The sequence below is a fragment of the Larkinella punicea genome (assembly GCF_003334855.1).
GTDB classification, from domain to species: Bacteria; Bacteroidota; Bacteroidia; order Cytophagales; family Spirosomataceae; genus Larkinella; species Larkinella punicea.
The window spans coordinates 210,036-231,842 of the sequence record NZ_QOWE01000013.1; the positions used below are offsets into that span (position 1 = coordinate 210,036).

Here is a 21,807-nt window from a genome sequence, read left to right on the forward strand (position 1 = left end):
TGATCCGGATGTTTAAGCCCCCTTTAGGGGGTTGGGGGTAAGACAGCCCCAAAACTATCTAACACATGAAGCATAATTTATTTCTAAAAAAAGCATTGATCGCCATTGTAGTGGCTCTGTTGAGCCTGTCAACGGCCCATTCGCAAACCATCGAAAAAGAAATGCCCAAAGGCTTCGATCAGGTGCGCGAGGGCATTGCTACCGGCAAAATGGATTCGGTACAATACGAATCCAAAACCGTCGGCACCACTCGCAAGGCCCTGATTTACACCCCGCCAGGGTATTCGAAAAAGAAAAAATATCCGGTGCTGTATCTGCTGCACGGCATCGGGGGCGATGAGAAAGAGTGGCTCCGGGGGGGCAAACCGCAGGTGATTCTGGATAATCTGTATGCCGAAAACAAACTGGAGCCGATGATTGTGGTCATGCCCAACGGCCGCGCCATGAAAGACGACCGCGCCGTTGGCAACGTCTTCGACAAAGACAAAGTGGAAGCGTTTGCGACGTTTGAAAAGGATTTGTTGACCGATCTGATTCCGTTTGTAGAGAAAAAGTATTCCGTCCTGAAAGACCGCGAACACCGGGCCATTGCCGGACTGTCGATGGGCGGAGGGCAATCGTTGAACTTTGGTCTGGGTAATCTGGACCGGTTTGCCTGGGTGGGCGGTTTTTCGTCGGCCCCCAATACGAAAAAACCGGAAGAACTGGTGCCTAACCCGGAGGAAGCCAAAAAACAGTTGAAACTGCTCTGGATTTCGTGCGGGGATGCCGATGGACTGATCACATTCAGCAAACGCACCCACGATTACCTCTACGAAAACAAGGTTCCGCACGTGTATTACATCGAACCGGGCGTGCACGACTTCAAAGTCTGGAAAAACGGGTTGTACATGTTTTCCCAGTTTCTTTTCAAACCCGTCGATGTGGCGTCTTTGACAAAATTTACGATTCTGGGTACCCCCGCTTCGACCAACATCCGGTCCGCGAAATACCCGCAGATTCTGCCCGATAACCGGGTTGTTTTTCGGGTCAAAGCGCCGGAAGCTCAGCGGGTGCAGATCGATCTGGGTAAAAAGTATGCGATGGTAAAAGACACGAGCGGTTTCTGGACCGTCACAACGGATTCCATCAGCCGGGGTTTTCATTATTATTCCCTGCTGATCGATGGCGTTGCGGTGGTCGACCCGGCCAGCGAAACCTTTTATGGCATGGGACGGATGGCGAGTGGTATTGAAATCCCGGATCGGGACGGCGGGTATTACGCCCTGAAAGACGTGCCACATGGCGAAATCCGGATCAAACGCTACCTGTCAAAAGCGTCGAATGCCTGGCGTGAAATGTACGTTTACACCCCACCGGGTTATGATCAGTCGGCGGAGAAATACCCGGTTTTGTATTTGTTGCACGGCGGGGGCGAAGACCAGCGCGGCTGGGCCACGCAAGGCCGAACGGGGATGATTCTCGACAACCTGATTGCTGAACAGAAGGCAAAACCAATGGTAATTGTAATGCTGGATGGCAACATGCCCAACGCGGGCGGTCTGGCCGGTTTTAACGAAAACGTCCTGCACGCTTTTGAAAACGAGTTGAAACAGGGAGCCATTCCGTTTGTCGAAGGCAACTTCCGGGTAGCCACCGACGCCAAAAACCGGGCGTTGGCCGGACTCTCGATGGGCGGTTTACAGACGTTGTACGCGGGCATCAAGAACACCGATCTGTTTTCATCACTGGGCGTGTTCAGTTCGGGCTGGTTTGCCAACAATCCCAAGCTGTCGGATCCGCAGTACGAATTCATGAAAACCAATGCCGCAACGATCAACGGCAATCTCAAAAACCTCTGGATATCAATGGGAGGAAAAGAGGATATTGCGCATCAGAATTGCCAGGTCATGATGAAAAAGTTCGACGACCTGGGCATCAAATACCAGTACAGCGAATACGCGGGCGGTCACACCTGGCCGGTCTGGCGGCACGATCTGTTTGGATTTTCGCAGGTGCTGTTCAAGTAAATGGGCGTTTCAGAACCGGGATGCCGCAGTTTATTTTTTAACCTTATACGAATATGATGAAACGAGCCTACACAATGCTATTGCTGACGGCCCTCATGGGTTGTTCACTGACTACCTTTGCGCAAACCAACGGGGGCAAAAATCCAATTTCGCAGCCATTGGTATCGCACATTTACACGGCTGACCCTTCGGCGCACGTTTTCAACGGCAAAATTTACATCTATCCCTCCCACGACATTGATGCGAAAGACGTCAAAGAAGATGACGAAGGGGGCCATTTTGCCATGCGCGACTACCACGTCCTGTCGATGGATAAGATTGGGGGAAAGGTCAAAGACAATGGGGTTGCGCTCAGCCTCGAAGATGTTCCCTGGGCCGGTCGCCAGCTCTGGGCACCCGATGCGACGTACAAAAATGGAACGTATTACCTGTATTTTCCAGCCAAAGACAAACAGGATATTTTCCGGATTGGGGTAGCCACCAGCAAAAGCCCGACCGGGCCGTTCAAGGCCGAACCGGAACCCATCAACGGGAGCTACAGCATCGACCCCACGGTTTTTCAGGATGCCGATGGCAAAGCGTATTTGTACTTTGGGGGTATCTGGGGTGGTCAGTTGCAGCGCTGGGACAACAATCAGTATGACCCGAAAGGGGCGTTGAAACAGAAAAATGAGGTGGCTTACCTGCCCCGCGTTGCCCGGCTGAGTGATGACATGAAGTCCTTTGCCGAGCCGGTTCGGGAAGTGCAGATTCTGGATGAAAACGGGAAACCGTTTCTGGAGAAAGACAACGACAAACGGTTTTTCGAAGCGGCCTGGCTCCACCAATACAACGGCAAGTATTACTTCTCGTATTCGACCGGCGATTCGCATAATCTCTGCTACGCCATCGGCGACAACCCGTATGGGCCGTTTACCTACAAAGGTCTGGTGCTGAAACCCGTTCTGGGTTGGACCAATCACCATTCCATCGTGCAGGTTGATAAAAAATGGTATTTATTCTACCACGATGTCCAGCTCTCCGGCAAGACCCACCTCCGGAATGTGAAAGTAACCGAACTGACCCACAATCCGGACGGTACGATTAAAACCATCGACGCTTACAAATAAGATTTCTTCATTACTTGGAACCGAACTCGCCCAAACCTACCTGTAAGGTCTTTAAGACGGGGTCGCCCAGATCTTACAGGTTTTCTTCGGTTTTATCAACAGTACGAACCCATGATGACCATGCGTAAACTAAGCTCCTGTGTGTTGATTGCCTTGTCGGTCGGCTTCGTGGCTCCCGAAAAAGGGCTAAAGGATTATTACAAAGACTATTTTCCGATTGGCGTGGCCGTGAACCCGCGCATGGTGCAGCCCGGCCCGGATGCGGAGTTGATCAAAGCCCAGTTCAACAGCATGACGCCCGAAAACGCCATGAAGATGGGCCCGATTCATCCCGAAGAAAACCGCTACAATTGGAAAGATGCCGACGCCATCGCCGACTTTGCCCGGCAGAACAACATCAAACTGCGGGGGCATACGCTCTGCTGGCACAACCAGACGCCCCGCTGGTTTTTCACCGACTCAACGGGTAAAACCGTGAGCCGGGAGGTGTTGCTGGCCCGTCTGAAACGGCACATTACCGACGTCATGGGCCGGTATAAAGGGAAAATCTACGCCTGGGATGTGGTGAACGAAGCCGTTCCCGATACCGGAAAAAGCCTTTACCGCCCATCGAAATTCTACGAGATCATCGGCGAAGACTATATCGAGAAGGCATTTCAGTACGCCCATGAAGCCGACCCCTCCGCGCAACTCTTCTACAACGACTACAATACCGAAAATGCCTCGAAGCGGGAGCGGATTTACCAGTTGCTAAAGAAACTCAAAGCGAAAGGAGTGCCCATCGACGGGGTGGGGTTGCAGGCGCATTGGTCTATTTATGAGCCTACCAAACAGGAGTTGGAGGAGTCCATTACCAAATTTGCCAGCCTGGGGCTCAAAATCCAGTTCACGGAGGTCGACGTGTCGGTGTATCCCAAAGAACACGAGCGTCGTGCCAGAAAAGATACGGACAAAAGCGAATTTACACCGGAGATGAACGACAAACAGGCCGCTCATTATAAAATGCTGTTTGAGGTGTTTCGCAAGCACCGCGACAAGATCACGGGTGTTACATTCTGGAATCTGAGCGACAAGTACTCCTGGCTGGATAACTTCCCGGTTCCGGGCCGCAAAGATTATCCGTTGCTGTTCGATCAGAACGGCCAGCCGAAGAAAGCGTATGAGCGCGTTGTACAATTCTAGAAGATTATCAACGATCCTGTACGTAGTTGTAAGGGCTTTACTTGTCTTTAGGCAGTCGAATGCTTCCTATGACATGTAAAGCCCTTGCCCTATTCACCTCACTCCGTTTGTAGACGAACTCGCTGTCTGCTCCTGACGGGTCGCTACGCCTGGCGCACCGGAACATCCACGACCCACGCACTCCGAATTAACGGTTCAAAGGAATCACAGGAGCAAGTAAAAAAGCCACTGCCTTTTCTTCCCTACAAATGAAGACTACACGCAGAACATTTATACAAACCGCCGTCGGACTCGCCGGGGTGGCCACGTTGGGCTTGACGGTCAAAAAAGCCAAACCGCGCCTGGCATTTTCTACCTTGGGTTGCCCGACCTGGCCGTTGTCGAAAATCGTCAAAACCGCCGTTGCCGAAAAGTACGAAGCCATTGAAATCCGGGGATTGGAAAAAGAGATGTTCCTGCCCAAACGCCCGGAGTTCAGCACGGCCATTGCCGAAACACGCCGGTTGTTTGCGGATAATAACCTTAAAATCTGCAATTTAGGCTCGTCGGCCAATCTGCATTGGATGGATGCGGCCAAACGGCAGAAAAACCTGGACGAAGCCAAACGGTTCATCGACCTGGCCCGGCAACTCGCCTGCCCGTACGTTCGGGTTTTCCCCAACGATTTACCCAAGGATCAGGATCGGCAGCAAACCATCAACCTCATTAGCGAAAACCTGCTGGAACTGGGAACATACGCCAAAGATGCCAACGTAACGGTGCTGCTGGAGTCGCACGGCGAGGTGGTTTGGAAAGACGTCTTGCTTGAGATTATGCAAAAGGCCGGGCATCCGAACGTTGGGCTGATCTGGGATATCTTCAATATGTGGTCGATCACCAAAGAGCCACCGGCGGAGGTGTATCAGACGCTCAAAAAATACATCCGCCATACCCACATCAAAGATGGTCGTATGGTGGCCGGAAAACCCGCCTATACGTTTATTGGCAAAGGCGAAGCCCCACTTGAGGAAGCGATCGATGCGTTGAAAGCGGGCGGTTATTCTGGCTATTACAGTCTGGAATGGGAAAAAATGTGGCATCCCGAAATTGCGGAGCCAGAACTCGCCTTTGCCGATTATCCGAAAGCCATCCAGCACTATTTTTAGCACACGAAATAGCCTTATTTCCTAAACCATCCGATGCAGAAAAGACTACTGGCCCTGGGAGGCTGTCTGGCGTTTAGTGCCGCGCTGGCTTTTCAACTGGCCGACGTCACGACCGACTGGCCCGAATACAATGGCGATGGCTCCCGGAGCCATTACTCGCCACTCGACCAGATCAATCGGACCAACGTCAAGCAGTTGAAAGTTGCCTGGACGTATGCGTCGGGTGGGGCCGATACAGTGCGCAATCGCACCCAGATGCAATGCAATCCCCTCATCATCAATGGCATCCTGTACGGCGTGTCGGCGAATACCCAGGCGTTTGCGGTGGAAGCCGCTACGGGTAAACCCATCTGGAAAACGGCCCTGACCGATAACGGCGGCACCACCAGCCGGGGGGTTACGTACTGGGCCGATGGAACCGACCAACGGATTTTCTTTGGAGCCGGTTCGTGGCTACACGCGCTGGATGCCCGAACGGGCAAACTCATCGATGGTTTCGGGGATCACGGACGGATCGACCTGAAAACCGGCATCGAGCGACCCGGCGCCGATCACTACGTGGTGTCCAATACGCCCAATACGATCTACAAAAACCGCATCATCGTCGGTGCCCGGTTTTCGGAAAGCGAAACGGCTTTGCTGGGCGATATTCGGGCGTTCGACACCCGGACGGGCCAACTGGTCTGGACGTTCCACACGATTCCGATGAAAGACGAACCCGGTTATGAAACCTGGTCGCCGGCCAATCCGCGCCAGCGGATTGGGGCGGCTAACCCCTGGATGGGGATGGCGATCGACCGCGAGCGGGGCATTCTTTACGCCCCAACCGGCTCGGCGGCTCACGATTTTTACGGGGGTAACCGAAAAGGCAATAACCTGTATGCCAATTGTTTACTGGCACTTGATGCTGCTACGGGCAAGAAGCTCTGGCATTATCAGCTCGTCCATCACGACATCTGGGACCGTGATCCGCCTGCTCCGCCCAATCTGCTTACCATCACGCAAAAAGGCCCCGACGGACGGCCCCGAAAGATCGACGTGGTGGCCCTGGTAACGAAGCAGGGCTTTACGTTTGTGTTCGACCGTGTTACGGGCAAACCCATTTTTCCGATCAAAGAAACGCCCTTTCCCCAGGAAGTGGTTTCGGGTGAACAGGCGAGCCCAACCCAGCCCATTCCGCAGCGACCCGCCCCGTTTGCCCGTCAGTCTTTTACCGAAAAAGAAATCAATTCGTTTGCCGCCAGCCGCGATTCGCTGGTGGACGTGCTGCGGAAAGCCAATACTGGTCCGTATGTTCCGCTAACGGGCAAGATGACGGTTTTTTTTCCGGGAACCGACGGCGGGGCGCAGTGGGGCGGGGCGGCAACCGACCCCGAAGGCATATTGTACGTACCTTCGAAAGAAGTGCCGGTTTATACGTCGCTCATTCCCCGTCAGCAGCCGTCGCCGAACGCGGGTCAGCAAGCCGTGGCGGGTAACGCGCAGTATCAGTTGTATTGCTCGGCCTGCCACGGAACGGACCGCAAAGGCAACCACGATGGCTCATACCCGTCGCTGGTGCAGGTGAGCAACCGGCTTTCGCGCGATCAGGTGGTGCAGGTGTTGTTGAAAGGGCGGGGCATGATGCCCTCGTTCTCGCACATCTCGCCGGCCGAACGCGACGCTGTTGTCGATTTTCTGTTCAACAAAACCGCAGAGAAACCGGTCGTTTCAACGCAAAAAGCGGTGATTCCCTATCAGCACACGGGCTACAACCGCTGGTATGACCGCAACGGCTATCCGGTTAGCAGTCCGCCCTGGGGAACGTTGACGGCGATCGACCTGAACACCGGCGAACATCGCTGGCAGGTGCCGCTGGGCGAATATCCCGAACTCACGAAAAAAGGCGTGCCGATTACCGGAACCGACAACTACGGTGGTCCCCTGGTTACGGCGGGTGGGCTGGTGTTCATTGCGGCCAGTCGGGATGAAAAATTTCGGGCGTTCGACAAACAGACCGGTCAGGTGGTTTGGGAAATGAAACTGCCAGCCGCCGGGTATGCCACGCCCAGTACCTACGTGGTCAATGGCAAACAGTACATCGTGATTGCCTGTGGCGGGGGCAAACTCAACACGCGCTCCGGTGATCGATACGTGGCTTTTTGCCTGAGCGACTGATCCGGCGCTGGCGGTATGCCTATGGGAACACGCCCGAAGGTCGCGCCCAGATGAAAGCTCTGATGGAAAATGGCGGTACGGATAAAGGGGGCGGCACCATCAATGAACAGGGTGTACGCGGTCCGGCGTTGGCCGGAGCCGACACGTATCTGGAGTTTAGTTTTGCGGAGAGTCTGGGAAATCTGGAACCGTCGAGTTCGACGGGCAACATTCGATACCGGATGTCCGGCATCTGAAACTTCTGAAACAGTAACCGAAAATGATGCGCTACACGATTGTTTTTTTGTTGGTATTCGCCTGGGAAACCGGGTTTTGTCAGGCAAAGCGAAATCTGCTTACCGGGAGCTTTTCGCGCAAACAGGTCAGTACATCGGTCGTGAAGGGGGCTGAATGGGTAGACTTTCCGGCCTATGGTGATCGACAGGGCTGGGCCAGCCTTCCCGACGCGGTGAAAACCCAGGCCATCCGGGAAGGTGAAAAATACCTGGGCTATGGCTGGCCCCTCACGAAGGCATCGCTCTACCTGACCTACAGCCGAACCGGCAACCGCGAGGCCGCCGATACGGTGAATCGGGCTAAGCTCGACGCGTTGCGGTCGCTGGCGTTGGCCGAACTGGTCGAAGGCAAAGGGCGGTTTCTGGACGATCTGATCAATGGGGTGTTTGCCTACTGTGAACAAACCGTCTGGAGTTCGCCCGCCCATTTTTACATGTACGGTTACGAAGGCCAGATTGCCAACATCACCACGCTGTTGCCCGATAAAAACAACCCGATCATTGACCTGGTGACGGGCGATACGGCCGCTGATCTGGCCTGGATTTGGTACTATTTTCACGAGACGTTCGACCAGATTAGCCCCATCATTGCGCAACGACTTGAGCAGGAATTACGCGCCAAAGTGCTCGAACCGTTTTACCAGCGCAACGATTACTGGTGGATTACAGGCTGGGGCGAGGGCCGGGTCAATAACTGGACGCCCTGGTGCAGCTACAACGTGCTGACCTGCGTGCTGCTGCTGGAAACCGATCCGCAGAAACGCGAAGACGGTATCTACAAAACCATGCAGACCGTCGATCTTTTCATCAATTCGTATCCCGAAGACGGCGGGTGTAGCGAAGGACCGGGCTACTGGGGAGCGGCCGGAGGACGCATGTTCGATTACCTGTCGCTGTTGCAAAAAGCCAGCCGGGGCAAAATTGACATTTACGGGAATGAACTCGTTCGAAATATGGGGCGGTACATCTACCGGGTCTACGTCAGCCAGGGCGAATACTACGTCAATTTTGCCGATGCCCAGGCAAAACTCCGTCACGATGGCGGACGGATCTACCGGATTGGCAAAGCCATTCAGGACCCGGTTATGCAGGGATTTGGGGCGTATGTACTGAACAAAACCAGTCCGGTCGAAGCAATGTTGGGCGGTCGGTTGGAGAGCAATCTGGTGAATCTGTTCAGCCCCGCCGACTGGCGCACGGTTTCGCCGGCCGAACCGTTGTTGAAGGAATACTATTTGCCGAACCTGGACGTAGCGATTGCCCGCGAACGCGAAGGTTCCGCGCAGGGATTTTATTTCGCGGCCAAAGGCGGCCACAACGGCGAACAGCATAACCACAACGACGTGGGTTCGTTCATCCTGTTTTATAACGGCAACCCGGTTCTGATCGATGCGGGCGTAGGCACATACACCCGCGAAACGTTCAGCAAAGACCGCTATAAAATCTGGACGATGCAGTCCGACTACCACAACGTCCCGCACATCAACGGTTTTGCCCAGCACGAGGGGCGAAACTTTACGGCCCGGCACTCGATTTTCTCTCCCACAAAAACCGGTGTTCGTTTTTCAACTGACATCGGCGGAGCCTATCCGAAAGAGGCCGGGGTAAAAAGCTGGGAACGCGCCTATGAACTGGAACGCGGTAAAAAGTTTGTCGTCAGCGATGCCTACCAATTAACGGCCCGAACGGGCGAAACCCGGCTGCATTTTCTGACCACCTTGCCCAGCGAGCAACCCAAACCCGGCGAACTGGTGCTGAAGGGCAATGGGTTTGACCTGCTCATGCGCTACGACCCGAAAACCCTGTCGGCCACCGTCGAAAAAAAGGAGATCGATGATCCAAAATTGAGCCGGTCGCTGGGTAATGTCGTGTACCGCATCGTGCTGGAACTAAAATCAACGGCTTTGGCGGGGAAAAACACGTTGGAAATCGTAGCCAGGGAGAAATAAATGAGAGCCATGAAACCAGTCATTCTCCCGATTTTGCTGTGCATCAGCCTTGGTCTGACCACGTTCGTACGGGCGCAGGACGACCTGGCCGTATTGCCGTACTGGAAATACTATCATGGTCAGCCGGGCGCGCTCTACCGGCATCTGTGCGAACAGGCCTTCGGGCAACTGGAACAGCGCAAAAAGATGGTTCAGGCGTTGAGAACGCAACAGGACTGGCAGAAGCGGCAAACCGTAGTCCGGCAAAAATTGCAGGAAGCTTTTGGGACCTTTCCCGAAAAAACACCCCTCAATCCGGTCGTAACCGGCAAACTCGAACGGGATGGCATCACGGTCGAAAAACTCTACTTCGAGTCCCTGCCAAAGTATTACGTGACGGCGGCTTTGTTCATGCCTGCGGGGAAACGCGAAAACCTGCCAGCCATCGTATTTTGCAGTGGGCACGGTGCGCCAGCCTTTCGGAGCGGGGTCTATCAGCAGATGATTCTCAATTATGTCAAAAAAGGCTTTGCGGTTTTGGCCTTCGACCCGATCGGGCAGGGTGAACGAATTCAATACGAAAAAACGGAAGGAAGACGATTTGCCGGACTTAAACCCACACTGGAACACTCGTATCCCGGCGCGCAATCCTTTGTGGCCGGCGTAACACCGGCGATGTATTTCGTTTGGGATGGCATCCGGGCCGTAGACTATCTGCTGACCCGCCCCGAAATTGATGCTACGCGGATTGGCGTAACGGGCCGGTCGGGGGGAGGCACGCAGAGTGCGTATCTGGCCGCGATGGATCCCCGGATTCGGGCGGCTGCGCCGGAGTGTTATCTGACGACCTACGATAAATTGTTGCGTTCCAACGGGCCGCAGGACGCCGAACAAATCCTGACCGGGATGCTGGCGAAAGGACTGGATTTGGGCGATCTGGTCGAAGTGCGCGCTCCGCGTCCGACGCTGATGGTAACGACCACCCGCGATATGTTTAGCATGGACGGTGCCCGCGAACTGTTCGACGAAGCCAAAAAGGCGTATAAAGCCCTCGGCGCGGAGTCGAATCTGGGCATGGTCGAAGACGATGCTCCCCATGCTTCCACGCAAAAAAACCGGGAAGCGACGTACGCTTTTTTTCAGAAACACCTCAACAATCCCGGCTCCAGTGCCGATGAGAAAATTCCGGCGTTTCGGGCTGAAGAACTCAATGTGACACCGACCGGCAACGTATTTGCCGCCCTGAAAGGCGAAACCCTGTTTTCGTTAACCCAAAAACGGGCGTCGGCAGTTGCTCCCCAAAGTATTGCTGGTAACTCATCGCAAACTCTTGTCAAGCAAGTAATTGCGTTGACAGGGTACACACCGCCGACCTTGGGCGAAGTGATTTTTTCGGGTAAGTTTCCGCGTGATGGATACGATCTGGAGCGGTATTTGGTGAAAGGGCCGGGAGCGTATTACCTGCCGGTTCTGTGGTTTAAACCGGAAAAAAGTATCGGTAAAACCGTGCTTTACATCGACTCGAAAGGCAAAGCCGGAGCCGCACAAAAAGGCGGTGTGGCCGATCAACTGGTACAGGCCGGTTACGACGTGGTGCTGCCCGACCTGAGCGGAGCGGGTGAACTGGCCCAGGCGGATCTGCCCGGTGGTGATTCGGAGCTTGACAGCACATCGCTGAACCTGTGGTTTGCGGGCATCCTGACCCGGAAAAGTCTGGTCGCCGTTCGGATGGAAGAGATTCAGTTGCTCACCGAATTTATTAAAAGGAAAACCGGCACTACAACGGTTTCGGCGGTGGGTGTTGGCACGTTTGTGCCTGATGTTCTGCACGCTACCCTGCTGACACCGGCCATCGGTCGGCTGGCGCTGCTTAACGGGTTGGGCACGTATCGTTCCCTGATTGAGCAGGAGCAGTATCTGCCCCGGTATGTACCGTCGGTTGTGGCCGGTGCGATTAACACCTATGATCTCCCCGATCTGGTAGCAGCCCTCGCGCCCCGTTCCGTCTGGCTGGCCGGTGTCGTGAACGGAGCCGGGCAGCCGGTTTCTACATCGGAATTGGAGCGATTATATCCGTCGAAGGGAAAACACCTAAGCCTGTCGTCAACGGCTGAACGTGCTGCATTGCTGGCGTGGTTGGGACAGGAAAAGTAAGCATGCAAATCGAAACGGATGGTATCATTCAGAAGTCTCTTTTAACGGCGATTGACCGGAGTGGCAAAGGAAACAAGAGTGGGTTAACCAATTTACACACAGAATACTAACTTTTTCCGATATGCAACGCAGAGACTTCTTAGCAACAACCCTGGCTGCTGCTTCGGCCTCGTTACCCCTTTCCGGTTTGTCGAAGACCGTCCATGCCCCGGCCGCGAATACACTCAGCGAACCCGCCCGCGATATTCCGGTGGTCGATGCGTTTGACGTCATTGTTTGCGGTGCCGGACCCGCCGGAATCCACGACGGCCTACAACCGGGGTACTACCAGCAAACCGTACGATATTCCGGTGCGGGCGTTGATCGCCAAAGATGTGCAGGGACTGATGATGGCGGGTCGTTGCATCAGTGGCGATTTTGTGGCCCATTCGAGCTACCGGGTCACGGGTAATGCCGCCTACATGGGCCAGGCTGCCGGTCGGGTAGCGGCACTGGCGGCCAAAAAGAACCTATTGCCGCAGGATGTAAACTGGTCGGAGGTCGAGTGGTCGGTAGAGTAGAGAGGTTTTTGAGACATTACGAGCCTGTTTCTCGTGCATTCACGGTCTTTATTTCCAGATAAGTAGCCGGATCATCATGGATGCGGCTGTGATGATAACAATGCCTGCAACGTCGAGCAGCAACCCGGCATTGCGCATATCAGCCGCACGGATCCGCCCACTGCCAAACACGATCGTATTGGGCGGGGTTGCTACGGGAAGCATAAACCCGAGCGACGCAGCCAGCGCGGCAGGCACCATCAGCATTAATGGGGGCAGGTGGGTTACTTTTTGAATGGCTATTAAAATGGGCAGCACCAATTGGATGCAGGCAACATTGGAAGCCAGTTCGCTAATGACACAAACGATAACGCAAATGCCGGCGATGACAACAACGGGGGACGCATCCTTTAAAAAAAGCAGTTCCTGGGCCAGCCAGGTGCTTAGCCCCGACTGATCGCAGCCTTTTGCCAAAGCAAAACCACTGCCCAACAAGAGGATGATGCCGATCGGAAGTTTCTTCGCTTCTTCCCAGCTCATCAGCATTTTTCCTTTCTCATTTTTCGAAGGGATTAGAAATAGTAAAAATGCCATTCCGATAGCCACCGTGCTATCCGTAATAAACGATGCCTGTGTCCCCAAAAGATGGCTCCAGCCGGTTATGTGAAAAGAGCCAAAATCAATATCTTTTCGGCCAAACCACAAATAGGCGGTCATCACAAAAACCGTCAATACGATCTTTTCTTCAAAAGCCATGTTGCCCAATTGCCGGAGGGAGGCAATGAAGTAACTGCGGTCGAATACCACTTTTTTGGCATGGCGTAGAAAGGAGAATTTCAGTATAAAAAACGCTGCGGTCAACAAGAGTACGGCAATAGGAAAAGCCAGCACAAACCAACTGACAAAGTTCATGTCGTGGGCATCCTGGTAAGCATCCAGATATATTTTGTAGAAAGCAAGATTCGTGGCCGTTCCCACCAGGGTGGCCATGCCACCAATGGATGCCGCGTAAGCAAGCCCCAGCAGCATGGCTTTGGCGATCGCATTTTTTTGAAAAGGAGATAGGTTGTGTTTTTCGACCTGAATGATAATGCCCAGCACCGCAGAGAGCATCATCATGACGGTAGCCGTATTGGACACCCACATCGAAATGAAAAAAGTAGCGCCCATCACGCCCGCCAGCATGGTGGCCGGGTTGGTTCCCAGTTTCGATAAAATGGACAAGGCAATTCGCTGATGCAGGTTCCACCGTTCAATGGCAAAAGCGAGCAGCACACCCCCAATAAATAAAAATATGGTTTGATCCATATATTGGGCCGCCACCGTTTGCGAATCGGCTATGCCCAGGATCGGAATGAGGATGAAAGGCAGCAGGGCCGTCACGGCCAGGTCGGTTGCTTCGGTGAGCCACCAAATGGCCACCCATACGGTCACCGCAGCCATTCTGGTAACCTCGGGATGGCCGGGGTTTAGGTCAGCAAAAAATAAAACCAGAAAAAACGCAGTTGGTCCGGCTAGTAGCGCACTAAAATGGGCAGGTTTCACAGAATGTCGGTTCAGGCCGTAAAGCACGTCAATAATTAGGTAATAAAGCGCTATTCTTTTGGACTTAAACTGAAAGAAGGAATAGTTCAGAACCTAATGAAGAGAATGAGCTAAAAATCGCCTTTTACGTACAAAATGATTTGATTATAAAGCCTGTCTACAGCTTGAATCAGAGCCCTATTGACGGAAAGAAAACGACTATTAAGCCGACAAAAATCAACACATCGGTTTTGATTTTTTTGCTCAAAGCGAAATACCCCGACATCTACGGCGACAAAGCCACATCAGGCGCAAACAATCATTCGGGCCACGGCTACACCGTACCGCGTTCGACCGGCTTCTCAATTATTGAGAACGGCGTTACCGAAGCGTTTCCGTTGCTCGGAGCCGATCCGAATAGTTATCATAAAGACTACTAAGATAAAACCATGTATAATGCAAGTTTCTGATAATCAATAATATAACTTTACTTTGCTTGTTCCCGCGAAAAACGTAATGGATTATGTATGTTTGCAATAGGAGGATAAGCAGACAACATGAGGAATTTTAAAAACCGCTCCGCTTCGAATGTTGTCTGTATCTGCAAGACTATCAATTAGTTAAATAGCATGTTTGAACAGACGTTTAAGAATATCGATGACATCTTGCATAAAGATGCCGGTTGTGGTAGTGAGTTGGATTATGTGGAGCAAACTTCCTGGGTGCTGTTCCTAAAGTACCTTGACGATTTAGAACAAGACAAACAGACGGTGGCCGAACTTTCGGGTCGAGCCTACCAGCCGATTATTGGCCCCGAATTCAAATGGTCGGTTTGGGCGGCTCCCAAAACACCGCTCGGAATGCCCGACCACCAAGTTGCGTTGACCGGCGACGATTTGCTCGATTTCGTGAACGAACGACTTTTTCCATACCTGAAAAAATTCAAAGCCAACGCCGAGCACCCCGACACCATCGAATACAAAATCGGAGAGATTTTCAGCGAACTGAAAAACCGCCTGCAAAGTGGCTATAACCTGCGTGAAGTGATCAACCTCATCGACCTGCTGCGGTTTCGGACGCACGCTGAAAAGCACGAGATGAGCCATCTCTACGAATCCAAGATCAAGAACATGGGCAACGCGGGGCGCAACGGGGGCGAATATTACACACCCCGCCCGCTGATTAAAACCATCGTCCGGGTGGTGGCTCCGGTGATGGGTGAAAAAATTTACGACGGCGCGGTGGGTTCAGCGGGTTTTCTGGTCGAAGCATTCGACTATCTGAAAACCGGGCGGAACCTGACCACCAGCGACCTCGAAACGCTCCAGAAACGCACCTTCTATGGCAAGGAAAAGAAATCGCTGGCCTACATCATCGGCACGATGAACATGATTTTGCACGGGATTGAAGCGCCCAACATCGTGCATACCAACACCCTGGCCGAAAACCTGAGCGACATTCAGGAGAAAGACCGCTACGACGTGGTGCTGGCCAATCCGCCCTTTGGCGGCAAGGAACGGGCGGAAGTGCAGCAGAACTTTCCGATCAAAACCGGCGAAACCGCTTCGCTTTTCATGCAGCATTTCGTCCGGATTCTGAAAGCCGGGGGCCGGGCGGGCGTGGTCATTAAAAACACGTTTCTGTCGAATACCGACAATGCCTCGGTGAGCCTGCGCAAACTGCTGCTCGAAAACTGTAACCTGCATACCGTGCTCGATTTGCCGGGCGGCACGTTTACGGGCGCGGGGGTGAAAACCGTCGTGCTGTTTTTTGAGAAAGGTGCGCCGACGCAGAACGTCTGGTTTTACCAGTTGAACCTCGACCGGAATCTCGGCAAAACCAACGCCCTGAACGAGCGCGATCTCGCCGATTTTGTGACCCTGCAACAAACGAAAGCCGACTCCGAAAACTCCTGGACGGTGAACAGGGCCGACATCAACCCGATTACGTACGACCTCTCGGCCAAAAACCCGCACAAAAAAGAAGAAACCGCCTTACGCGAACCGCAGGAAATCCTGGCCGAAATGCGGGCCCTGGACGAAGAAAGTGCTGACATTTTAAACGGTATTTGGGAACTGGTATGAAGACGGGATGGGAAGTAAAACAGCTAAACCAAGTTTGCGAGAAGATCACTGATGGTACCCATCAAACACCAACGTATTTTCAGGACGGTATCGTTTTCTTGTCATCAAAAAACGTAACAAGTGGAAAGATTGATTGGATCAACGTAAAATACATTGATGCCAAACAGCATGTCGAAATGCATAAACGGGTTGCACCTCGTTTAAACGATATTTTGTTGGCAAAAAATGGGACTACTGGCGTAGCGGCAATAGTTGATAAAGATGTAGTTTTCGACATATACGTAAGTCTTGCTCTTTTGAGGGTTAAAGAAGAAGTACTCCCTTCATTCATGTTGTATTTCATCAATTCTCCTTTGGCAAAAAAACAATTCAATAGGAGGTTGAAAGGAATAGGTGTACCAAATCTACATTTAGAGGAAATAAGAGAAGTTGAAATTTCATATCCCAAATCGCTTCCCGAACAACAACGCATCGTAGCCATTCTGGATGAGGCTTTTGCGGCTATTGATCAGGCGAAAGCCAATGCGGAGAAGAATCTACAAAACGCCCGGGCGTTGTTTGAGTCGTATTTGCAGTCGGTTTTTGCCAATTCGGGTGAAGGGTGGGAATTTAAAAAAGTTAAAGAGGTAGCGAAGCATTCTCTAGGCAAAATGCTCGATAAAGCTAAGAATCAAGGGATTCCGCAGAGATATCTCCGAAATATTAACGTTAGATGGTTTAAAACAGATTTGTCAGATTTATTGGAAATGCGTTTTCGCCCAGAAGAAACCGAAAAATATACGGCTCAAAAAGGTGATGTTTTAATATGTGAAGGTGGGTATCCAGGACGTGCTGCAATTTGGGAGGAAGACTATCCAATATATTTTCAGAAAGCTATTCATCGAGTGCGATTTAATAAACAAGAATATAATAAGCTATTTGTTTACTTTCTGTATTTATCCGATAAAAATGGAAATTTAAAAGATTATTGTTCAGGTGCCGGTATTCAGCATTTTACTGGTGAAGCATTGGGCCGTTTTATTATGCCGTTGCCACCATTATCAGAAGCCAAATCCATCGTCGCCAAACTCGACGCTCTTTCCATCGAAACTAAAAAACTCGAAGCCATTTATCGGCAAAAGCTGGCGGATCTGGACGAGTTGAAAAAAGCCATTTTGCAAAAAGCCTTCCGGGGCGAACTCAAAACCGCCCAAGCCGCCGAACTGGTATGAACGAAGCCGAAACCCGGGCCGAACTGATCGATCCCAAACTGACCGCCAGCGGCTGGGGTGTCGTCGCCAATTCCAAAGTCCTGCGCGAATACCACATCACGGCGGGCCGAATTCAGACCGGGGGCGTGCGGGGCAAAAAGCTCACCGCCGATTACGTGCTGGTCTACAAAGGCATCAAACTGGCCGTGATCGAAGCCAAAAGCAACGAACTGCCCGTGGGCGAGGGCGTGGCGCAGGCCAAAAACTACGCCGACCTGCTCGGCCTCGACACCACTTACGCGGCCAACGGGCACGAGATTTACCGCATCGACATGAAAACCGGTCAGGAGGGCACGGTGGCGGTTTTTCCGACACCCGACCAACTCTGGAACAAGACCTTCGACACACCCAACCACTGGCGTGACCAGTTCAGCGACGTGCCGTTCGAGAGTGTCGGCGGTTCCAAAGACGCCCGGTATTACCAGGAGCGAGCCGTCAACAACGTGATGGCCGCCATTGCCGACAGCAAACCGCGCATTCTGCTGACCCTGGCCACCGGCACCGGCAAAACCTTCATTTCGTTTCAGATTGCCTGGAAGCTCTTCAAAACCCGCTGGAATCTCCGGCGCGACGGTTTGCGCCAGCCCCGCATCCTGTTTCTGGCCGACCGCAACATTCTGGCCGACCAGGCTTTCAACGCGTTTTCGGCTTTTCCCGACGACGCCCTGGTGCGCATCAGCCCCCACGAAATCCGGAAACGGGGCAGCGTGCCGACCAACGGCAGCATTTTCTTTACGATTTTCCAGACGTTTATGAGCGGGCGTGATGCCGATGGCAACCCGGCTCCTTATTTTGGCGCTTACCCGGCGGATTACTTCGATTTCATCATCATCGACGAGTGTCACCGGGGCGGAGCCAACGACGAAAGCACCTGGCGCGACATTCTGGAATACTTTTCGCCCGCCGTTCAACTGGGGCTGACGGCCACGCCCAAACGGGACGTCAACGCCGATACGTACCGGTATTTTGGCGACCCGGTTTATGTCTATTCGCTCAAGGAAGGCATCAACGACGGTTTTCTGACGCCTTTCAAGGTGAAGCGCATCCAGACCACGCTGGACAACTACCTGTATAGCCCCGACGATGTGGTTGTGGAAGGCGAGGTTGAAACCGGCCGGGAATACACCGAAACCGACTTCAACCGGATCATTGAAATCAAGGAGCGCGAAGCCAAACGGGTTGAGATTTACCTGAAAGAAGCCGACCAGCGCGAAAAAGCCATTGTCTTTTGCGCCAGTCAGGACCACGCCCTGGCGATCCGCGACCTGATCAACCAGCAAAAAACCAGCCGGAACCCGAATTATTGCGTGCGCGTGACGGCCAACGACGGCGCGCTGGGCGAACAATACCTACGCGAGTTTCAGGACAACGAGAAAACGATTCCCACCATTCTGACGACCTCCCAGAAACTGTCGACCGGCGTCGATGCCCGCAACATCCGCAACATTGTGTTGCTGCGGCCGGTCAACTCGATGGTCGAATTCAAGCAGATTATCGGGCGGGGAACGCGGCTTTTCGAGGGCAAGGATTTTTTCACGATCTACGACTACGTCGGAGCCTACAAGAAGTTCATCGATCCCGAATGGGACGGCCCGCCCGAAGAACCGGAAGCAACGGCTGAACCAAGACCGTATAAACCGCTGCCGAAACCATCGGGGGTTGAAGAACCTGAGCAGGAAGGTGTTGGAAGACCCCGGCTGAAAATCAAGCTGCGGGATGGAAAAGACCGCGAAATTCAGCACATGATGGCGACCTCGTTCTGGAGTGCCGACGGACAGTTGATTTCGGCTGAGGAGTTTTTAAACGCCCTTTTTGGCACCCTGCCCGACTTCTTCAAGAACGAAGACGAACTGCGGGCGATCTGGTCGAACCCGATGACGCGCAAAACGCTGCTTGCCAACCTGGCCGACGCCGGTTACGGGAAAGACGAATTGCGGGTATTACAGCGGCTGATTCAGGCCGAGAACAGTGATTTGTTCGATGTGCTGGAATACATTTCGTTTGCCAGAAAACCCATCAGCCGCGCCGACCGGGTTGCGGAGGCCGAATCACACATTTTTGCGTTGCTCGACCCTCAGCAGAAAGAGTTTTTGGAATTTGTGCTGGACAAATACATCGAAAGCGGAGTGGAAGAACTGGATCGGGAAAAACTGCCTGGCTTGCTGATGTTAAAATATCACTCGATACCCGATGCCGTAGCTAAGTTGGGCGGGACTGCTGCTATTCAATCTACGTTTATTGATTTTCAGAAGTATTTGTATCAGCAGAAGGCGGCTTAACGGTAAGACTTTTGCTTACCATTCCTACATCCCAAAGCGACGGCCTTCAGGCTGGGACGACGCTTTGGGATTTTTTGCATCCGCGTGGGCGCAGTCAACGCTCACTTTAATGAGGGAGTTGGTTGTTTTTTTACTGGTTGTTCGATATTTTTACCTGTTCGTTTTTATCAAACATGAAGTAATGTCGAACATGAAAGCTGAAAGACAACTTTTACAGGAAGGTTTAGAAGCACTGACAGAGTTACTACCTACGTTCAGCATCGAAATTATTCCATCAGATTTAAAGGAAAAGCAGTATGATGCTGTGATCCAGGTCCTACGGGGCGGATTTAGCGTAAATCTGACAGTCGAAGTCAAGCAATCAGCGCAACGTCTGGTTTGGGGACAACTGTTGAACCAGCTTGAAAACGCCAGTAATCCGACCTTGATGACCGATTATGTGAATTCCGTACTGGGTGAGAAATTAAGGCAGCAAGGGATTAACTACATCGATAGGGCCGGCAATGCCTACCTGCGCATAGAAAATGCCGGTTTCCCGGTATTCGTCTGGATTGAAGGGCGAAAGCCCCTGAAGCGAATAGGGGAAAAGACCGACCACGCCTTTACCCGGGCCGGTTTGCGCGTTACGTACTGGCTGATTACGCACCCCGATTTGATCAATGAAACGATCCGAACGATAGCCCAGCAAGCCGGAGCCAGTCTGGAAACGGTCCATCGCGTAAAGATCAGCCTCCAGCAACGCGGCTTTCTCTCCGAAATTCGAACCGGGGAATGGAAGTTAAGCAGCCGAAAGACCTTGCTGGATAAATGGATCGAGGCCTATGCCACCCGATTACAACCGGGTTTGTTGATCGGACGCTACCGGTTGTTGAAGAAAGAATCGATCGGTAACTGGGAAAATCAGGTGCTTGAAATGCCCCTGACCCAGTGGGGCGGAGAACCTGCTGCGGACGGCTATACCGATTTTTTACGGCCCGCGGAATGGATCGTATATACCCGGCAGTCCACCCGGGAGGTCATGAAACAATTGCGGCTTTTACCTGATCCGGAGAACGGCCCGATACGGGTTTATAAGAAATTTTGGCCGACGGACGAACCGGGGCAGTTGGTTCATCCACTGCTAGTGTACGCCGACCTGTTGATCAGCCGGGATTCCCGCAATGCGGAAGTGGCCCAAAAAATGTATGAAAAATATGTACAGTGTCTCCTTGACTGAATTTCACCGGCAGCGGTTCAAACCCATCTTTGCGCACCTTGAGCAAGCCTGTGAACAGACTGGGATCGACTTTTATCTGGTAGGTGCTGTGGCACGCGACCTGACAATGGCCGTCCACGGATTGGAAGCGCCCCGGGCGACACGCGATCTGGACCTGGCGGTGCTGGTTCCTGAGGAGTCTGACTATTACCGATTAAAAGATACGTTGCTGGCCCAGGGAGATTTTGCCGAAGTTCGGGGAATGCCTTACACGCTAAAATACGCTGGGCAAACGGATGTTGATTTGCTCCCTTTTGGCGGTATGGAGTTAACGAATCACGTTCTGCTCAATCGGGGAGAGGGTGTAGCCCGACTGGCGGTAACCGGCTTTTCAGAAGTGTACGAACATGGTACGCAGCTAATCAGGCTGGATGATCAGTTTACGTTTCGGGTGTGCAGTCTGCCAGGCATGGTAGTGCTTAAACTGATTGCTTACGATGATCGGCCGGAACACCGGGTAAAAGACCTGACGGACATTGCCTTTATACTTAAAACTACCTGGAGATTATTGAAGAAGATCTCTACGATCAACACGCTGGCCTGCTGGAAACGTCCGTTTCGCTGGAGCAGACAGCCGCCCGGATTCTGGGCCGACACCTGCAGCCTTTGCTGATACCATCGTTCCCCTTACAGGAACGCATCATTACGATAATCGACAGCGCAATTGCTGATGGACCAGAAGGGGCCGTTGTGCGAAATCTACACGCGGCACAGTACCAACGTTTTCCTTTGGACCATGTATGTTATCTGCTTCAGAACCTTAGACAAGGGCTGGACGACGAGCTAACGAGGATCAAGAGCAAAAGTTGTGGAGCATCTTGGTTTAAGCATATAACTGCGTTAATCGATAAAGGAAAAACTCGACGTTTCTTACCCCTCTGAACTGAGCCCGGAAGGCTTTGATCTTGGCATTGAAG

16 protein-coding genes are annotated in these 21,807 nt (G+C 52.7%); 15 read left to right on the forward strand and 1 reads right to left on the reverse strand.

Features of this window, described 5'->3' with window-relative positions; translation table 11 throughout:
* Positions 1–161 precede the first annotated feature (161 nt).
* The 9 genes from DUE52_RS17185 to DUE52_RS17225 all read left to right on the forward strand — a co-directional run bounded on the left by DUE52_RS17185 (position 162) and on the right by DUE52_RS17225 (position 12,519).
* The gene (locus tag DUE52_RS17185) at positions 162–2,009 is read left to right on the forward strand and encodes an alpha/beta hydrolase-fold protein (RefSeq protein WP_229312205.1); all 1,848 of its coding nucleotides are present in this window, start codon (positions 162–164) and stop codon (positions 2,007–2,009) included.
* 56 nt (positions 2,010–2,065) lie between these two features.
* Complete coding sequence (locus DUE52_RS17190; protein ID WP_114407284.1) at positions 2,066–3,118, forward strand: glycoside hydrolase family 43 protein; 1,053 nt, start codon at positions 2,066–2,068, stop codon at positions 3,116–3,118.
* Between the two features lie 120 nt (positions 3,119–3,238).
* Positions 3,239–4,300 carry an endo-1,4-beta-xylanase gene (locus DUE52_RS17195; protein ID WP_114407285.1) on the forward strand — a complete coding sequence of 354 codons (1,062 nt, stop codon included), beginning with the start codon at positions 3,239–3,241 and terminating at the stop codon, positions 4,298–4,300.
* A gap of 248 nt (positions 4,301–4,548) precedes the next feature.
* Positions 4,549–5,445, forward strand: a complete 897-nt coding sequence (locus DUE52_RS17200) for a sugar phosphate isomerase/epimerase family protein (RefSeq protein WP_114407251.1) — start codon at positions 4,549–4,551, stop codon at positions 5,443–5,445.
* A gap of 33 nt (positions 5,446–5,478) precedes the next feature.
* A complete protein-coding gene (locus DUE52_RS17205) occupies positions 5,479–7,602 on the forward strand; it encodes an outer membrane protein assembly factor BamB family protein (RefSeq protein WP_114407252.1) in 2,124 nt (707 codons plus the stop codon).
* Positions 7,587–7,838 (forward strand): hypothetical protein, encoded by a 252-nt coding sequence (locus tag DUE52_RS17210; protein ID WP_114407253.1) that lies wholly within the window; start codon positions 7,587–7,589, stop codon positions 7,836–7,838. The genes DUE52_RS17205 and DUE52_RS17210 overlap by 16 nt, the downstream gene beginning before the upstream one ends.
* A gap of 23 nt (positions 7,839–7,861) precedes the next feature.
* Positions 7,862–9,826 carry a heparinase II/III domain-containing protein gene (locus DUE52_RS17215; RefSeq protein ID WP_114407254.1) on the forward strand — a complete coding sequence of 655 codons (1,965 nt, stop codon included), beginning with the start codon at positions 7,862–7,864 and terminating at the stop codon, positions 9,824–9,826.
* A 9-nt stretch (positions 9,827–9,835) separates the two neighbouring features.
* Positions 9,836–11,959 carry an alpha/beta hydrolase family protein gene (locus DUE52_RS17220; RefSeq protein ID WP_165840960.1) on the forward strand — a complete coding sequence of 708 codons (2,124 nt, stop codon included), beginning with the start codon at positions 9,836–9,838 and terminating at the stop codon, positions 11,957–11,959.
* A 257-nt stretch (positions 11,960–12,216) separates the two neighbouring features.
* On the forward strand, positions 12,217–12,519 hold the full coding sequence (locus DUE52_RS17225) for an FAD-dependent oxidoreductase (protein ID WP_229312204.1): 303 nt from the start codon (positions 12,217–12,219) through the stop codon (positions 12,517–12,519).
* Positions 12,520–12,567: 48 nt separating this feature from the next.
* Here DUE52_RS17225 and DUE52_RS17230 read toward each other — a convergent pair whose 3' ends face one another.
* Positions 12,568–14,070 (reverse strand): SLC13 family permease, encoded by a 1,503-nt coding sequence (locus tag DUE52_RS17230; protein WP_310587810.1) that lies wholly within the window; start codon positions 14,068–14,070, stop codon positions 12,568–12,570.
* A gap of 203 nt (positions 14,071–14,273) precedes the next feature.
* Here DUE52_RS17230 and DUE52_RS17235 point away from each other — a divergent pair, with 203 nt between their 5' ends.
* The 6 genes from DUE52_RS17235 (at position 14,274) to DUE52_RS17260 (ending at position 21,503) form a co-directional block, all read left to right on the forward strand.
* Entirely contained in the window at positions 14,274–14,462 is a 189-nt protein-coding gene (locus DUE52_RS17235; protein WP_114407257.1) for a hypothetical protein, read from the forward strand.
* 189 nt (positions 14,463–14,651) lie between these two features.
* A complete protein-coding gene (locus DUE52_RS17240; RefSeq protein ID WP_114407258.1) occupies positions 14,652–16,106 on the forward strand; it encodes a class I SAM-dependent DNA methyltransferase in 1,455 nt (484 codons plus the stop codon).
* Positions 16,103–17,317, forward strand: a complete 1,215-nt coding sequence (locus tag DUE52_RS17245) for a restriction endonuclease subunit S (RefSeq protein ID WP_114407259.1) — start codon at positions 16,103–16,105, stop codon at positions 17,315–17,317. Before DUE52_RS17240 ends, DUE52_RS17245 begins: the two co-directional genes overlap by 4 nt.
* The gene (hsdR, locus tag DUE52_RS17250; protein ID WP_114407260.1) at positions 17,314–19,635 is read left to right on the forward strand and encodes an EcoAI/FtnUII family type I restriction enzme subunit R; all 2,322 of its coding nucleotides are present in this window, start codon (positions 17,314–17,316) and stop codon (positions 19,633–19,635) included. Before DUE52_RS17245 ends, hsdR begins: the two co-directional genes overlap by 4 nt.
* Complete coding sequence (locus DUE52_RS17255; RefSeq protein WP_133299863.1) at positions 19,595–20,851, forward strand: type IV toxin-antitoxin system AbiEi family antitoxin; 1,257 nt, start codon at positions 19,595–19,597, stop codon at positions 20,849–20,851. Before hsdR ends, DUE52_RS17255 begins: the two co-directional genes overlap by 41 nt.
* Positions 20,820–21,503 (forward strand): nucleotidyl transferase AbiEii/AbiGii toxin family protein, encoded by a 684-nt coding sequence (locus DUE52_RS17260; protein WP_165840962.1) that lies wholly within the window; start codon positions 20,820–20,822, stop codon positions 21,501–21,503. The genes DUE52_RS17255 and DUE52_RS17260 overlap by 32 nt, the downstream gene beginning before the upstream one ends.
* Positions 21,504–21,807: the final 304 nt, after the last annotated feature.

Coding starts and splice junctions, on each gene's coding strand:
- DUE52_RS17205 (WP_114407252.1), top strand. CDS start 5,479: ATGCAGAAAAGACTACTGGCCCTGGGAGGCTGTCTGGCGTTTAGTGCC.
- DUE52_RS17225 (WP_229312204.1), top strand. CDS start 12,217: ATGCGTTTGACGTCATTGTTTGCGGTGCCGGACCCGCCGGAATCCACG.
- DUE52_RS17215 (WP_114407254.1), top strand. CDS start 7,862: ATGATGCGCTACACGATTGTTTTTTTGTTGGTATTCGCCTGGGAAACC.
- DUE52_RS17185 (WP_229312205.1), top strand. CDS start 162: ATGCCCAAAGGCTTCGATCAGGTGCGCGAGGGCATTGCTACCGGCAAA.
- hsdR (WP_114407260.1), top strand. CDS start 17,314: ATGAACGAAGCCGAAACCCGGGCCGAACTGATCGATCCCAAACTGACC.
- DUE52_RS17200 (WP_114407251.1), top strand. CDS start 4,549: ATGAAGACTACACGCAGAACATTTATACAAACCGCCGTCGGACTCGCC.
- DUE52_RS17190 (WP_114407284.1), top strand. CDS start 2,066: ATGAAACGAGCCTACACAATGCTATTGCTGACGGCCCTCATGGGTTGT.
- DUE52_RS17195 (WP_114407285.1), top strand. CDS start 3,239: ATGCGTAAACTAAGCTCCTGTGTGTTGATTGCCTTGTCGGTCGGCTTC.
- DUE52_RS17260 (WP_165840962.1), top strand. CDS start 20,820: ATGAAAAATATGTACAGTGTCTCCTTGACTGAATTTCACCGGCAGCGG.
- DUE52_RS17240 (WP_114407258.1), top strand. CDS start 14,652: ATGTTTGAACAGACGTTTAAGAATATCGATGACATCTTGCATAAAGAT.
- DUE52_RS17245 (WP_114407259.1), top strand. CDS start 16,103: ATGAAGACGGGATGGGAAGTAAAACAGCTAAACCAAGTTTGCGAGAAG.
- DUE52_RS17220 (WP_165840960.1), top strand. CDS start 9,836: ATGAAACCAGTCATTCTCCCGATTTTGCTGTGCATCAGCCTTGGTCTG.